The following is a 12,950-nucleotide window of genomic DNA, read 5'->3' as shown; positions in this document are numbered from 1 at the left end:
CCGGCCCCGGCGGGCGGCCTCAGCGCGCCAGATGGCGGACCCGGTCCCACAGGGCCGGGTCCGCCTTTCCGACCCTCCGGCGGAAGTCCGCCACCGACACCTCCCGCAGCTCGTCCGTCTCCAGGAAGCTGCGCCGCCCCCGCGCGTCGCCCACCGCCTCCGGCGGCAGCGCGATCACCCCCGGCCGCTCCTCGTGGTGCTTGCTGGTGATCTTGGCGACGAGCGCGCGGTCCCCCCGTACCGAGAGCACCAGACAGGGCCGGTCCTTCGACCCGGGCCCGTCCTCGAAGGGCACGTCGGCCCACCAGATCTCGGCCGGTTCCGGCCCCCGCCCCCGCCGGGGTCCGGGCTCCGCCGGCCGTCCGGGCGGCCGGGTCCGCCCCGGAGGACGGCGGGAGGAGGGCCGGGAAGGGGGCCGGCGCGGGGAACGCTTCCGCCCGTCGACGACCGCCACCACCAGGGCGAGCACCACCACCGCGGCCAGCGCGGGCCACCACGACGTGTCCATACCGCACGACGTTACCGGTGCGCGGTTCCCCCCGCCGTGACGCCCCGCCATCCATCCGAACCGGTGACAGAGCCCGTGAGTTCGCCCACAACGGGCCACCACGGAGGAGCGACGCGCCCGGACGCGCCTTACGCTCGACAGACCGCACAGCCTCCCCTCCCCCAGCGCGCTTCCCGCACCCGTCCACGGAGGTTCACGCTCCATGAAGCTCACCGTCGTCGGCTGCTCCGGGTCGTTCCCGTCCGCGGAATCGGCCTGTTCGAGCTACCTCGTCGAGGCCGACGGCTTCCGGCTGCTCCTCGACATGGGCAACGGCGCCCTGGGCGAGCTGCAGCGCCACATCGGTCTGTACGACCTCGACGCGATCTTCCTCAGCCACCTGCACGCCGACCACTGCATCGACATGTGCGGGTACTTCGTCGCCCGCTACTACCGGCACGAGGGCGGGCGCTGCGACGCGATCCCCGTCTACGCGCCGGAGGGCGCCGAGCAGCGGCTGACCGCGGCGTACGCGGACACGCCCTCGCCCACCTCGATGAGCGAGGTCTTCGACTTCCGCACGCTGAAGCCGGGCACCTTCGAGCTGGGCCCGTTCTCCGTCCGTACGGAGAAGGTGTGCCACCCGGTCGAGGCGTACGGCATCCGGGTCGGGCACGGCGGCCGTTCGCTCGCGTACTCCGGGGACACCGGGGCCTGCGAGGCGCTGCACGAGCTGGCCGAGGGCGCCGACCTCTTCCTCTGCGAGGCGTCCTTCACCCACGGCAAGGAGGACGTCCCGGACCTCCACCTCAACGGCCGCGAGGCCGGCGTCCAGGCGGCCCGGGCCGGGGTGGGCCGCCTGGTCCTCACGCACATCCCGCCGTGGACGGACGCCGGGCGGAACCTGGCGGACGCGCGCGCGGTGTACGCGGGACCGGCGGAGCTGGCGAGACCGGGCGCGGTGTACGAGGTCTGAGGACGGGCAGGTCCCGCGTACGGGGAAGGGCCCCGGAACCGTGACGGTTCCGGGGCCCTTCGGCGTCGTGGCGGGGACTCACGCCTTGGTGAGGTCCTCGACCTCCTCCTCGGGCTCGCGGCCCGGGGTGGCGAGGTTGAACCTGACGATCGCGAAGCGGAAGACCGCGTAGTAGACCGCCGCGAAGACGAGGCCGATCGGGATGATCAGCCAGGGCTTGGTCGCCAGGTTCCAGTTGAGCAGGTAGTCGATCAGGCCGGCCGAGAAGTTGAAGCCGGCGTGCACGCCGAGCGCCCAGGTGACGGCCAGGGAGACGGCCGTCAGGACCGCGTGGAGCACGTACAGCAGCGGCGCGATGAACATGAAGGAGAACTCGATCGGCTCGGTCACGCCGGTGACGAACGAGGTCAGCGCCAGGGAGACCATCATGCCGGTCACGGCCGCGCGGCGCTCCGGGCGGGCGGTGTGCGCGATGGCCAGGGCGGCGGCCGGCAGGCCGAACATCATGATCGGGAAGAAGCCGGACTGGAACATGCCGGCGGACGGGTCACCGGCCAGGTAGCGGCTGATGTCGCCGTGCACGACGTCGCCGGCGGCGTTGGTGAAGTCGCCGATCTGGAACCAGGCGACGGTGTTGACGAACTGGTGCATGCCGACCGGGATCAGCGCGCGGTTGATGCCGCCGAAGATGCCCGCGCCGGCGGCGCCCAGGCCGGTCATCCACTCGCCGAAGTGGGTGATGACCTCACCGATGGGCTCCCACACCAGGCCGAAGAAGACGCCCATGGCCAGGCCGACGAAGGCCATGATGATCGGGACGAGGCGACGGCCGTTGAAGAAGCCGAGCCAGTCCACCAGCTTGGTGCGGTAGAACCGCTGCCACAGCACGGCGGCGAGCAGGCCCATGATGATGCCGCCGAGCACGCCGGGGTTGTTGTACTTCGCCGGGTCGTCCTTGCCGGCCTTGACGACCGCCTCGGCGACCGGGAACGCCTCCAGGACCTTGGAGTAGACCAGGAAGCCGACCAGCGCGGCGAGCGCCGTCGAACCGTCGGCCTTCTTGGCGAAGCCGATGGCCACGCCTATGCAGAACAGCAGGGGGAGCTGGCCCAGGATGGCGTCACCGGCGTGCGCGAAGACCGAGGCGACCTTGTTCCAGCCGAGTCCGTCCTTGCCGAAGACATCGTCGGCGCCGAGGCGGACCATGATGCCGGCGGCGGGCAGGACGGCGACGGGGAGCTGCAGGCTGCGACCGACCTTCTGCAGACCCTGGAACAGGCCGGCCCCGCGCTTCTTCGCGGGAGCGGCGGCCGGGGCGGTGGCCGTACTCATCAACTTCCTCCAGTAAGGCAAGGCGCCGCCAGAGGACAGGGAAAGAGGTGACGGCGGCGTCTCGTGGAACGCGGTGGTCTGGACCGCGTGGTCTACACCAATGAGTGGTGTAGACCAGTTTTAGCACGCGCGACTTAGATAAGGAACCTGTGAATTCTCACCCGCCCGGACACGCTCCGTGACGGGCACGGAAAGGCCCCCGGACCGTGGGGTCCGGGGGCCTGGTTCGGGGCTCGCCGAGGGAGGCGCGGCGAGGCCGCCGCTGTCCTACTTCACGTTGTCCCGCTCCATCTCCGCCTCCACCTCCTCCGGCTCGCGGCCGGGGGTCGGCAGGTTGAACTTCGTGATCGCGAAGCGGAAGACCGCGTAGTACACGACCGCGAAGGCCAGACCGATCGGGATGATCAGCCACGGCTTCGTCGCCAGGTTCCAGTTGATCACGTAGTCGATCAGGCCGGCCGAGAAGCTGAAGCCGTCCTTCACCCCGAACGCCCAGGTCACCGCCATGGAGACACCGGTGAGGACCGCGTGGATCGCGTACAGGACCGGGGCGATGAAGAGGAACGAGTACTCCAGCGGCTCCGTGATGCCGGTGACGAACGAGGTCAGCGCCACCGACAGCATCAGGCCGCCGACCTCCTTGCGCCGGTGCGGCCGGGCGCAGTGGGTGATCGCCAGCGCGGCGGCCGGCAGCGCGAACATCATGATCGGGAAGAAGCCCGTCAGGAACTGGCCGGCGTCCGGGTCGCCCGCCAGGAACATGGGGATGTCACCGTGGACCACCGTGCCGTCCGGCTTCTCGTACGTGCCGAACTGGAACCAGATCGGCACGTTCAGGAACTGGTGGAGGCCGATGACGAGCAGCGCCCGGTTCGCCACGCCGAAGATGCCCGAACCCCACGCGCCCAGCCCGACCAGCCAGTCGCTGAAGCTCTCCAGGGCGTCGCCGATCGGCGGCCAGACCCACAGGCAGAGTGCGGCGAACGCGATCCCCACGACCGTCATGATGATCGGGACGAGACGGCGCCCGTTGAAGAACCCCAGCCAGTCCACCAGCTTCGTCCGGTGGAACCGCTGCCACAGGTACGCGGTGAACAGGCCCATGACGATGCCGCCGAAGACGCCGGGGTTCTGGTACGTGTACCCGGCGAAGGCGTCGTCCGCGCCCAGGCAGCCGCCGGTGATGTCCCGCGTCCCCTCCGGGCAGTCCTTCGGGAACTGCCGGAGCACCGTGTAGTAGACGAGGAAGCCGACCACCGCCGCGAGCGCGGTCGACCCGTCGGACTTCTTCGCCATGCCGATGGCGACGCCGATGCAGAACAGCAGCGGCAGGCCGAGGCTGCCGTCGAGCAGGGCGCCGCCCGCGCCCGCCATCACCTTGGCGACGTTGTCCCAGCCCAGGCCGTCCGCGCCGAAGACGTCCGGCTGCCCGAGCCGGTTGATGATGCCGGCGGCCGGGAGCACGGCGATGGGGAGCTGGAGGCTGCGCCCCATCTTCTGAAGGCCCTGGAAGAGGCCGCTTCCCCAGGACCTCCTCGGCGTGGCCGCGGCTCTGTCGGTACTCATCGGCGTCCTCCCTGCCCGGAACGGCCCGGGTCCGCGTCGTGGCGCACACTGGTGTAGACCAGTTGCGGTAGGCTCCGGGAGCCCACCGAGGACAGGCTGCCGGTGATCGTCATCATTCGGCAGAAAGGTGCCACTCGCTCGCGAAGGTGGGCCAACCGTGGGTTAACGTGACCGAGCGGACCGCAAGTGCGCCGAGATTCGCGTCCCCGCGAACGGAACGGACAGGGAGAAACACATGGCCACCAAGGCTGAGAAGATCGTCGCCGGGCTCGGCGGCATCGAGAACATCGAAGAGGTCGAGGGCTGCATCACCCGCCTGCGCACCGAGGTCCGTGACCCGGCCCTGGTCGACGAGGCCGCGCTCAAGGCCGCCGGCGCCCACGGCGTCGTGAAGATGGGCACCGCCATCCAGGTCGTCATCGGCACCGACGCGGACCCGATCGCCGCCGACATCGAAGACATGATGTGAGCGGCTGACGCGCGTCGGCAGGGCCCGTTCCGGCAGGGGAACGGGCCCTTCCCCATGTCCCGCTAGGCTCGTCGCATGTCTCGCATCGACGGCCGTACCCCCGAACAGCTCCGCCCCGTCACCATCGAACGCGGATGGAGCAAGCACGCCGAGGGCTCCGTCCTCGTCTCCTTCGGCGACACCAAGGTCTTCTGCACCGCCTCCGTCACCGAGGGCGTCCCGCGCTGGCGCAAGGGCAGCGGCGAGGGCTGGGTCACCGGGGAGTACTCCATGCTGCCCCGGGCCACCAACACCCGCGGCGACCGCGAATCCGTCCGCGGCAAGATCGGCGGCCGCACGCACGAGATCTCCCGCCTCATCGGCCGCTCCCTGCGCGCCGTCATCGACTACAAGGCGCTCGGCGAGAACACCGTCGTCCTCGACTGCGACGTCCTCCAGGCCGACGGCGGCACCCGCACCGCCGCCATCACCGGCGCCTACGTCGCCCTCGCCGACGCCGTCGCCTGGGCCCAGTCCAAGAAGCTCGTCAAGGCCGGCCGCAAGCCCCTGACCGGCACCGTCGCCGCCGTCTCCGTCGGCATCGTCGACGGCGTCCCCCTCCTCGACCTCTGCTACGAGGAGGACGTGCGCGCCGACACCGACATGAACGTCGTCTGCACCGGCGACGGACGCTTCGTGGAGGTCCAGGGCACCGCCGAGGCCGAGCCCTTCGACCGCGAGGAGCTGAACGCCCTCCTCGACCTGGCCTCCGGCGGCTGCGCCGACCTCGCCCGGATCCAGCGCGAGGCCCTCGAAGGAACCCTCTGACCGCAACCCCCGGGCGCCGCACGGCGTCCTGACGGACAACGGGCGCACGGACACGTTCCGTGCGCCCGCGCCACCGACGCGTACAGGGGAGGACCCGTCTTGAAGCGCCGTCTCGCACTCGCCGCCGCCACGGCCGTCACGCTCACCGCCGTCCTGAGCGGCTGCGGAGCCCTCGACACGGCCATGGACTGCGTCAAGACCGCCGACGCCATCGCCACGTCCGTACAGAAACTCCAGCAGGCCGCCTCCAACGCCACCAACGACGTCACGCAGATCGAGGAGTCGCTGAACTCGATCTCCACCGAACTCGGCAACCTCAAGAACACGACGGACAACGCCGACCTCTCGAAGGCGGTCGACGACCTCACCAAGGGCGTGGACTCGGTCCGCACCGCCGTGAAGAACGGCGACACCACCCCGGACATCACGCCGATCACGAACGCGGCGGGCGAGGTCGCGAAGGTCTGCACCCCGGGGTGACGGCCCGGGCGGTCGTCCCGGGGACGGCCGCCCCCGGGATAATCACCCGCATGACCCGTCTGATCCTCGCCACCCGCAACGCGGGCAAGATCACCGAACTCCACGCGATCCTCGCCGACGCCGGCCTCGACCTCGAACTCGTCGGCGCGGACGCGTACCCGGAGGTGCCCGACGTCAAGGAGACCGGAGTCACCTTCGCGGAGAACGCCCTCCTCAAGGCCCACGCCCTGGCGCGGGCCACCGGCCTGCCCGCCGTCGCCGACGACTCCGGCCTCTGCGTGGACGTCCTCAACGGCGCCCCCGGCATCTTCTCCGCCCGCTGGTCCGGCACCCACGGCGACGACCGCGCCAACCTGGACCTGCTCCTGGCCCAGCTCTCCGACATCGCGGACGAACACCGCGGCGCCTCCTTCGCCTGCGCGGCGGCCCTGGCCCTCCCGGACGGCACGGAACGCGTCGTGGAGGGCTGGATGCCGGGCACCCTGCGCCGCGCCCCCGTCGGCACGAACGGCTTCGGCTACGACCCGATCCTCCAGCCGGAGGGGTACGACGTCACCTGCGCGGAGCTGACCCCGGCGCAGAAGAACGCGATCAGCCACCGAGGCAAGGCGTTCCGGGCGCTGGTGCCGGTGGTAAGGGAGCTGCTGGGCTGAGGGGCGGCACGCGAAGAGCCGCCCCGAGGGCGGCTCTTCGACGGTGCGGCCGATGGGATTCGAACCCACATGGGCGAAAGCCCAGAGGCACCTAAAACCTCCGCTTATACCATTCAGCAACGGCCGCTCGCACGGCCATGGTAGCGGTCCCCCGGCACCCGTTCGTGGGCTGTGCCGAAGTTCCCGCAGGGGCTCCGCCGGCCGCGCCGGACCGGTTCCCCGCCGGAGCGAGCGGCCGGCGCGCGGAAGGGGCGGGACGGTCAGAACTTCGGCTCGGGCGCCCGGGCCATCACCATCTCCGCCGCTTCCTCGCGGGTCTCCACCGACGGGGGCGAGCCCTCCAGGGGCTGTTGGGCCGTCTCCTTCATGCAGGCCACGGCGATCACGCCGACGAGCGCCGCGCCCATCGCGTAGTACGCCGGCATCAGGTTGCTGCCGGTCGCGCCGATCAGGGCCGTGATGACCAGGGGGGTCGTGCCGCCGAAGAGGGACGCGGAGAGGTTGTAGCCCACGGACAGGGAGCCGTAGCGGACGTCCGTGGGGAAGAGGGCGGGGAGCGCCGCCGACATGGTGCCGAGCATGCACAGCAGCGACAGGCCGAGCATCAGCATGCCCGCGGTGACCGCCGGGACGCCGCCCCGGCCGATCAGCAGGAACGCGGGGAGCGAGAGCAGGAGGAAGCCCAGCATCCCCGTCATCAGGACCGGCTTGCGGCCGAGGCGGTCGCTCAGCCGGCCGACCCGGGGGAGGAGCACCATCAGGAGGACCATCACCAGGAGCAGGATCAGCAGGCCGTGCGTCTCGCTGTAGCCGAGTTCGTCCGAGAGGTACGTCGGCATGTACGACAGCAGCATGTAGTCGGTGATGTTGTACGCGCCGACCAGGGCGACGCACAGGATCAGCGTCGGCCACTGGCGTCGGAAGATCTTCGCGAGTTCGCCCCTGGTCGTGGTCTCGGGGGCGTCCACCGCCTCCGGCACGTGCGCGGTGTCGGACTCCAGGCGCTGGAAGGCCGGCGTCTCGTCCAGGCGCAGCCGCAGGTAGAGGCCGACCAGGCCCAGGGGGCCCGCCACCAGGAACGGCACGCGCCAGCCCCACGCCTCCATCGTGTCGGTGCCGAGCCACGCGGTGAGCGCCGTGACCAGGCCCGCCGCGGCGACGTACCCGGCCAGGGTGCCGAACTCCAGGAAGCTGCCGAAGTAGCCCCGGCGCCGGTCGGGCGCGTACTCCGCGATGAAGGTCGAGGCGCCGCCGTACTCGCCGCCCGTCGAGAAGCCCTGGAGCATCCGGAAGCAGATGAGGAGGACCGGCGCCCAGAAGCCGATCGAGGCGTACGACGGGATCAGGCCGATCGCGAAGGTGCCGACCGCCATCAGGACCATGGTGAGCGCGAGGACCTTCTTGCGGCCCAGGCGGTCGCCCATCGGGCCGAAGAACGTGCCGCCGAGCGGGCGGACGAGGAAGGCGACCGCGAACGTCGCGAACGACGAGAGGAGCTGGACGGTGTCGTTGCCGGAGGGGAAGAAGACGTGGCCGAGGGTGACGGCGAGGTAGGCGTAGATGCCGAAGTCGAACCACTCCATGGCGTTGCCCAGCGAGGCCGCCTTCACGGCCCGCCTGACCGCCGCCTCGTCCGTCACGGTGATGTCGGTCCGCCGCAGGCGGGGCTGCTTGCGCCGGCCGGCGGCCCGGAACAGGCGGGGGTGGCGTCTCAGGGCGCCGGGGTCGGGCGCGGGGGCGGGGTCGGTGGCCGGCATGACCGTACGTCCTCTCTGGGAAGGGCGAACACAAGAGGCTCTTCTTGCACGGTCATGCCGTTCGCAAACGAAAATCAGCCGAAAGTGCGATCTCCGTCACGCCCTCCCGGACGTCAGGCCTCGACGCCCAGGTCCCGGATGATCTTGGCGACGTGGCCGGTGGCCTTCACGTTGTAGAGGGCCCGCTCCACCCCGCCCTCCTCGTCCACGACCACGGTGGAGCGGATCACGCCCGTCACCGTCTTGCCGTACAGCTTCTTCTCGCCGAAGGCGCCGTACGCCTCCAGGACCTTCTTCTCCGGGTCCCCGACCAGGGTGACCTTCAGGTCCTCCTTCTCGCGGAACTTCGCCAGCTTCTCCGGCTTGTCGGGCGACACGCCGATGACGTCGTAGCCCGCGCCCGCGAGCAGCTCCAGGTTGTCGGTGAAGTCGCACGCCTGCTTGGTGCAGCCGGGGGTGAGGGCGGCGGGGTAGAAGTAGACGATGACCTTGCGGCCCCGGTGGTCCGCGAGGGAGACCTCGTTGCCGTCCGCGTCGGGAAGGGTGAAGGCGGGGGCGGTGTCGCCGGGCTGCAGTCGCTCGCTCATGGCTCTCCTCGGGAAACGTTCGCGTACGCGTGCAGAGCCTAATGGGGGTCTGGGGCGTCCCTTCGGCGGCGGAACTGACAGACTGTCCATCAACGACCGGATCACGACTACGGAGGCAGCGCGGTGTCGGAGGCCAGGACCCCTGCGCAGATCGAGGCGGACATCGTCCGCCGGCGCGAGCAGCTCGCCGTCACTCTCGACGAGATCGGCATTCGAGTGCACCCGAAGACGATCATCGGAGACGCGAAGGCCAAGGTGGCGTCGACGGTCGACCAGACCGCCGGCCGCGCCTTCGTCGCCGTCAACCGGGTGGTCTCGGACGTGAAGGCGCATCTCACCCACGCGGACGGCTCGCCCCGCCTGGAGCGCGTGGTGCCGGCGGCGCTCGCGGTGGTGGCGGTGATCGGGCTGGTCGCCGCCACCACCCGCAAGGGCAAGTGACGGCGCCCGTTCACGGGCGCCGCGCCCGGGCGGGTAGGTTCACCCCGTGAGCGAGAACACGCACGACAAGCTGCCCATCCGGATGCTCCACGACCGGGTCCTGGTCCGCACCGACTCCCCGGAGGGGGAGCGGCGTTCCGGCGGGGGCATCCTGATTCCGGCGACCGCCGCGGTCGGCCGTCGCCTCGCCTGGGCCGAGGTGGTCGCGGTCGGCCAGAACGTCCGTACGGTCGAGACCGGCGACCGGGTCCTGTACGACCCCGAGGACCGCGCCGAGGTCGAGGTGCGGGGCGTCGCGTACGTCCTGATGCGGGAGCGCGACCTGCACGCGGTGGCCGCGGACCGGTTCCAGGGGACGTCCGACTCGACCGGGCTCTATCTGTGACGACGGGTGCGCGAGGGCCCCGGTGACCACGGTCACCGGGGCCCTCGGCCGTTGTTTGCTAGCGTGGGAACCCCCGACGAGACGCGCCGTACCGGGTACACGACAAGACGACGCACCCCTGTTGTTCCGTCTCACGGAGGTGTTGTCGTCATGGCGTGGGTCCTGCTCGTCGTCGCGGGTCTGCTGGAAGTCGCCTGGTCGGTCGGGATGAAGTACACCGACGGGTTCACCCGTCTCTGGCCCAGCGTGTTCACCGGTGCCGGGATCGTCGCGTCCATGCTGCTGCTCTCGCAGGCTGCCAGGACGCTGCCGATCGGCACGGCGTACGGGGTGTGGGTCGGCATCGGCGCGGCCGGCGCGGCGGTGCTCGGCATGGTGGTCCTGGGGGAGCCGGCGACCGCCGCCCGCGTCTTCTTCGTCTGTCTGCTGGTGGTCGCGGTGGTGGGGCTGAAGGCGACCTCGGGTCACTGACCCCGTTCGGCGGTACGGGCGGGGCCGGATTCCGGGGCGGCGGTGCGGGGGCGTCCGGCCTCCGGGCCGGTGCCGCCGGGCGGCCCGTCCGCCCCGGCCGCCCGTTCGGCCGCCGGGCTCCGCGTGGCCGCTCCCGGCCCGGCCTCTCCTGCCGCCCCCGTCGCTCCCGGCTTCCCCGTCGCCCCCGGTGCGTACTCCCCGGCCATGTCCTCCTCCGACGAGGACGGGGGCGACGGGGACGGGGACGGGTGCGACGGGTCCGAGGGCGACGGGTCCGGCGGCGACGGCGGGACCGGGGAGCCCGACGCGCTCGAAGGGTTGGCGGGACGGGAGGAGTTCGCCGTGTTCGCGGAGTTCGCCGCGTTCGGCGGGGCCGGTGCGCCGGACGCGTCCGGCGCCGTCGTCTCCTCCGCCTCCGCTCCCGGCATCAGCCGCAGGTCGAACTCCTTCGGGGACGTCTCCGCGAGCGCCTCCCGGGCGAAGGCGCCCCAGATCTCGGCGGGCGCCCCGCCCCCGGCGACCCGGGGCTGGCCGAGGGCCCCGTACAGCGGTTTCTGGTGTCCCGTCTCCGGGTCCTGGCCCATCAGCGCGACGACCGCCGCCAGGTCCGGGGTGTACCCCGCGAACCAGGCGGCCTTGTCGTCCTCCGCCGTGCCCGTCTTGCCCGCCGCCGGGCGCCCGACGGATCGCGCGGCCGTTCCCGTGCCCGTCTCGATGACGCCCCGCAGGACCGAGGTGGTGGTGTCGGCGGCCTCCCGGGACACCGCCTGCCGGGGCCGGGGGGCCGGGAGCGACAGCTCCGTGCCTTCCCGGGAGACGCCCTCGACCAGGGAGTACCCGCCGTGCCTGCCGTGCGCGGCGAGCGACGCGTACGCCGTGGTCATGTCCAGGACGCTGGCGGTGGCCGGGCCGAGCGCGATGGAGGGGGAGGCGGTGAGGTCGGGCGTGGACCCGGGCAGGCCGAGGGCGACGGCGGTCCGGCGTACGCGGTCGGGGCCGACGTCGACCGCCATCTGGGCGTACACGGCGTTCACCGACAGGTCCGTGGCGGCGGTGACGGGGATCTCGCCGTAACTCGCGTCGTCCTCGTTGGCCGGTTCGTACGGGGCGCCGCTCCAGCCCTCCACCGGGCGCCGGTTGGTCCCGTCGTACAGCGTGTGCGGGGTGATCGGCAGGCCCTGCTGGGTCTGCGCGCCGTTCTGCACGGCCGCCGCGAGGACGAAGGGCTTGAAGGTGGAGCCCACCTGGTAGTCGCGGCGGGTGGCGTTGTTGACGTACTGGCGGGTGTAGTCGACCCCGCCGTACATCGCGAGGACCTTGCCGGTCGCCGGATCGACGGCCGCCGCCCCGACCCGCACGTACCGGTCGGCGGGGCGGCGCGCCGGGTCGAGCCGGGACACGACCCGGTCCTCCACGGCCCGGACGAGGGCGTCCTGCGCGGCCGGTTCGAGGGTGGTCGTGATCCGGAAGCCGCCGGCGGCGAGGGTCTTCTCGTCGACGATCCCGCGCCCGGTCAGGTGGTCCTCGACGGCCCGGACGAGGTAGCCGCGCTGTCCGGACAGGGTGGGCGCGCTGCGGGCGGCCTGCGGGACGGGGAAGCGGAGCGCGGCGCGTTCCGCGCGGCCGAGCCACCCCTCGGTGACCATGCCGTCGAGGACGTAGTGCCAGCGGGCGACGGCCTTGGCGCGGTTCTCCGGGTGGGTGGTGACGTCGTAGGCGCTGGGGGCCTTGAGGAGGGAGGCGAGGTACGCGCCCTCGGCGGTGTCCAGGTGTTCGACGTCCTTGCCGTAGTAGGCGCGGGCGGCGGCCTGCACGCCGTACGCGTTCCGGCCGAAGTAGCTGGTGTTCAGGTAGCCCTGGAGGATCTCGTCCTTGCTCTTCTCGCGGCTGAGCCGGAGCGCGATGAAGAACTCCTTCGCCTTGCGGGTGAGGGTCTGTTCCTGGCCCAGGTAGTAGTTCTTGACGTACTGCTGGGTGATGGTGGAGCCGGACTGGCGGCCCTTGCCGGTGACGGTGTTCCAGGCGGCGCGGACCATCGCCTTGGGGTCGACGGCGCGCGAGGTGGGGAAGTCGCGCTCCTCGGCGGCGAGGACGGCCCGCCGGAAGGAGAGCGGGATCTGGCGGAGCCGGACGTTCTCGCGGTTGACCTCGCCGTCGCGGGCGAGGGGGGTGCCGTCCCGGTAGAGGTAGACGTTCGTCTGGGCGACGGCGGCGGCGTTGGCGGGCGGGACGTCCACCAGGAGGTAGCCGGCGACGAGGGCGCCGGCGAGGAGGAGCGTGCCGAGCAGGAGGAGCCCGAGGAGGCCCCGCAGGAAGCGGCGGAAGGGGCCGCGGCGGGGCGGGCGGGGCTTCGTGCCCGGCCCGCCGGCCGTCTTCGGCGCGGGAAGGGTGGGGTCCCTGGGCTCCCAGCCCGGGCGGGACGCCCGGGGGTTGCCGCCCGGACCGCTCGTACCGGAGGGACCAGAGGAACCAGAGGAGGCGGACATAAAACAGCATATTGCCCTTAAAGCGGCAAAACATCTGAACGCGACCCGGAAGT

The 12,950-nt window shown here is 71.7% G+C and carries 14 protein-coding genes, 1 tRNA gene and 1 riboswitch; of the genes, 8 read left to right on the top strand and 7 right to left on the bottom strand.

Features of this window, described 5'->3' with window-relative positions:
* Nucleotides 1–19: 19 nt before the first annotated feature.
* Complete coding sequence (locus ACFYZY_RS07495; protein WP_388690368.1) at nucleotides 20–508, bottom strand: type II toxin-antitoxin system PemK/MazF family toxin; 489 nt, start codon at nucleotides 506–508, stop codon at nucleotides 20–22.
* Between the two features lie 202 nt (nucleotides 509–710).
* Here ACFYZY_RS07495 and ACFYZY_RS07490 point away from each other — a divergent pair, with 202 nt between their 5' ends.
* The gene (locus tag ACFYZY_RS07490; RefSeq protein ID WP_388690365.1) at nucleotides 711–1,463 is read left to right on the top strand and encodes an MBL fold metallo-hydrolase; all 753 of its coding nucleotides are present in this window, start codon (nucleotides 711–713) and stop codon (nucleotides 1,461–1,463) included.
* Nucleotides 1,464–1,541: 78 nt separating this feature from the next.
* Here ACFYZY_RS07490 and ACFYZY_RS07485 read toward each other — a convergent pair whose 3' ends face one another.
* Both ACFYZY_RS07485 and ACFYZY_RS07480 read right to left on the bottom strand, forming a co-directional pair.
* Nucleotides 1,542–2,795 (bottom strand): PTS transporter subunit EIIC, encoded by a 1,254-nt coding sequence (locus ACFYZY_RS07485; RefSeq protein ID WP_388690362.1) that lies wholly within the window; start codon nucleotides 2,793–2,795, stop codon nucleotides 1,542–1,544.
* A 267-nt stretch (nucleotides 2,796–3,062) separates the two neighbouring features.
* Nucleotides 3,063–4,361: a PTS transporter subunit EIIC gene (locus ACFYZY_RS07480; protein ID WP_388690359.1), complete on the bottom strand. Its 1,299-nt coding sequence runs from the start codon at nucleotides 4,359–4,361 to the stop codon at nucleotides 3,063–3,065.
* A gap of 196 nt (nucleotides 4,362–4,557) precedes the next feature.
* On the opposite strand from ACFYZY_RS07480, the gene ACFYZY_RS07475 reads away from it, so the two are divergent.
* The 4 genes from ACFYZY_RS07475 to rdgB all read left to right on the top strand — a co-directional run bounded on the left by ACFYZY_RS07475 (nucleotide 4,558) and on the right by rdgB (nucleotide 6,770).
* Entirely contained in the window at nucleotides 4,558–4,830 is a 273-nt protein-coding gene (locus ACFYZY_RS07475) for a glucose PTS transporter subunit EIIB (protein ID WP_388690632.1), read from the top strand.
* A 75-nt stretch (nucleotides 4,831–4,905) separates the two neighbouring features.
* Complete coding sequence (gene rph / locus ACFYZY_RS07470) at nucleotides 4,906–5,637, top strand: ribonuclease PH (RefSeq protein WP_388690356.1); 732 nt, start codon at nucleotides 4,906–4,908, stop codon at nucleotides 5,635–5,637.
* 99 nt (nucleotides 5,638–5,736) lie between these two features.
* On the top strand, nucleotides 5,737–6,117 hold the full coding sequence (locus ACFYZY_RS07465; protein ID WP_388690353.1) for a hypothetical protein: 381 nt from the start codon (nucleotides 5,737–5,739) through the stop codon (nucleotides 6,115–6,117).
* 50 nt (nucleotides 6,118–6,167) lie between these two features.
* Entirely contained in the window at nucleotides 6,168–6,770 is a 603-nt protein-coding gene (gene rdgB, locus ACFYZY_RS07460; protein ID WP_388690350.1) for an RdgB/HAM1 family non-canonical purine NTP pyrophosphatase, read from the top strand.
* A 44-nt stretch (nucleotides 6,771–6,814) separates the two neighbouring features.
* On the opposite strand, the gene ACFYZY_RS07455 is transcribed toward rdgB, so the two are convergent.
* From ACFYZY_RS07455 to bcp, 3 genes are all read right to left on the bottom strand, one after another.
* Nucleotides 6,815–6,897: transfer RNA gene (locus ACFYZY_RS07455), tRNA-Leu, on the bottom strand.
* Between the two features lie 133 nt (nucleotides 6,898–7,030).
* Nucleotides 7,031–8,527, bottom strand: a complete 1,497-nt coding sequence (proP, locus tag ACFYZY_RS07450) for a glycine betaine/L-proline transporter ProP (protein ID WP_388690347.1) — start codon at nucleotides 8,525–8,527, stop codon at nucleotides 7,031–7,033.
* 113 nt (nucleotides 8,528–8,640) lie between these two features.
* Nucleotides 8,641–9,114 carry a thioredoxin-dependent thiol peroxidase gene (gene bcp, locus ACFYZY_RS07445; RefSeq protein WP_388690344.1) on the bottom strand — a complete coding sequence of 158 codons (474 nt, stop codon included), beginning with the start codon at nucleotides 9,112–9,114 and terminating at the stop codon, nucleotides 8,641–8,643.
* Nucleotides 9,115–9,237: 123 nt separating this feature from the next.
* Between bcp and ACFYZY_RS07440 the strand changes: the two genes are divergently transcribed.
* The 3 genes from ACFYZY_RS07440 to ACFYZY_RS07430 all read left to right on the top strand — a co-directional run bounded on the left by ACFYZY_RS07440 (nucleotide 9,238) and on the right by ACFYZY_RS07430 (nucleotide 10,411).
* The gene (locus ACFYZY_RS07440; RefSeq protein WP_388690341.1) at nucleotides 9,238–9,555 is read left to right on the top strand and encodes a DUF3618 domain-containing protein; all 318 of its coding nucleotides are present in this window, start codon (nucleotides 9,238–9,240) and stop codon (nucleotides 9,553–9,555) included.
* A 46-nt stretch (nucleotides 9,556–9,601) separates the two neighbouring features.
* Nucleotides 9,602–9,940 carry a co-chaperone GroES gene (locus ACFYZY_RS07435; protein WP_030222196.1) on the top strand — a complete coding sequence of 113 codons (339 nt, stop codon included), beginning with the start codon at nucleotides 9,602–9,604 and terminating at the stop codon, nucleotides 9,938–9,940.
* A 50-nt stretch (nucleotides 9,941–9,990) separates the two neighbouring features.
* Nucleotides 9,991–10,057: riboswitch (guanidine-III (ykkC-III) riboswitch) on the top strand.
* A gap of 33 nt (nucleotides 10,058–10,090) precedes the next feature.
* Entirely contained in the window at nucleotides 10,091–10,411 is a 321-nt protein-coding gene (locus ACFYZY_RS07430; protein ID WP_388690337.1) for a DMT family transporter, read from the top strand.
* On the opposite strand, the gene ACFYZY_RS07425 is transcribed toward ACFYZY_RS07430, so the two are convergent.
* Nucleotides 10,405–12,897, bottom strand: a complete 2,493-nt coding sequence (locus tag ACFYZY_RS07425; RefSeq protein WP_388690335.1) for a transglycosylase domain-containing protein — start codon at nucleotides 12,895–12,897, stop codon at nucleotides 10,405–10,407. The two genes, ACFYZY_RS07430 and ACFYZY_RS07425, sit on opposite strands and share 7 nt — an antisense overlap.
* Nucleotides 12,898–12,950 lie beyond the last annotated feature (53 nt).

It is taken from the genome of Streptomyces sp. NPDC001744, assembly GCF_042892575.1.
Taxonomy (GTDB): Bacteria; Actinomycetota; Actinomycetes; order Streptomycetales; family Streptomycetaceae; genus Streptomyces.
This window is presented reverse-complemented; position numbering and strand designations above follow the sequence as displayed.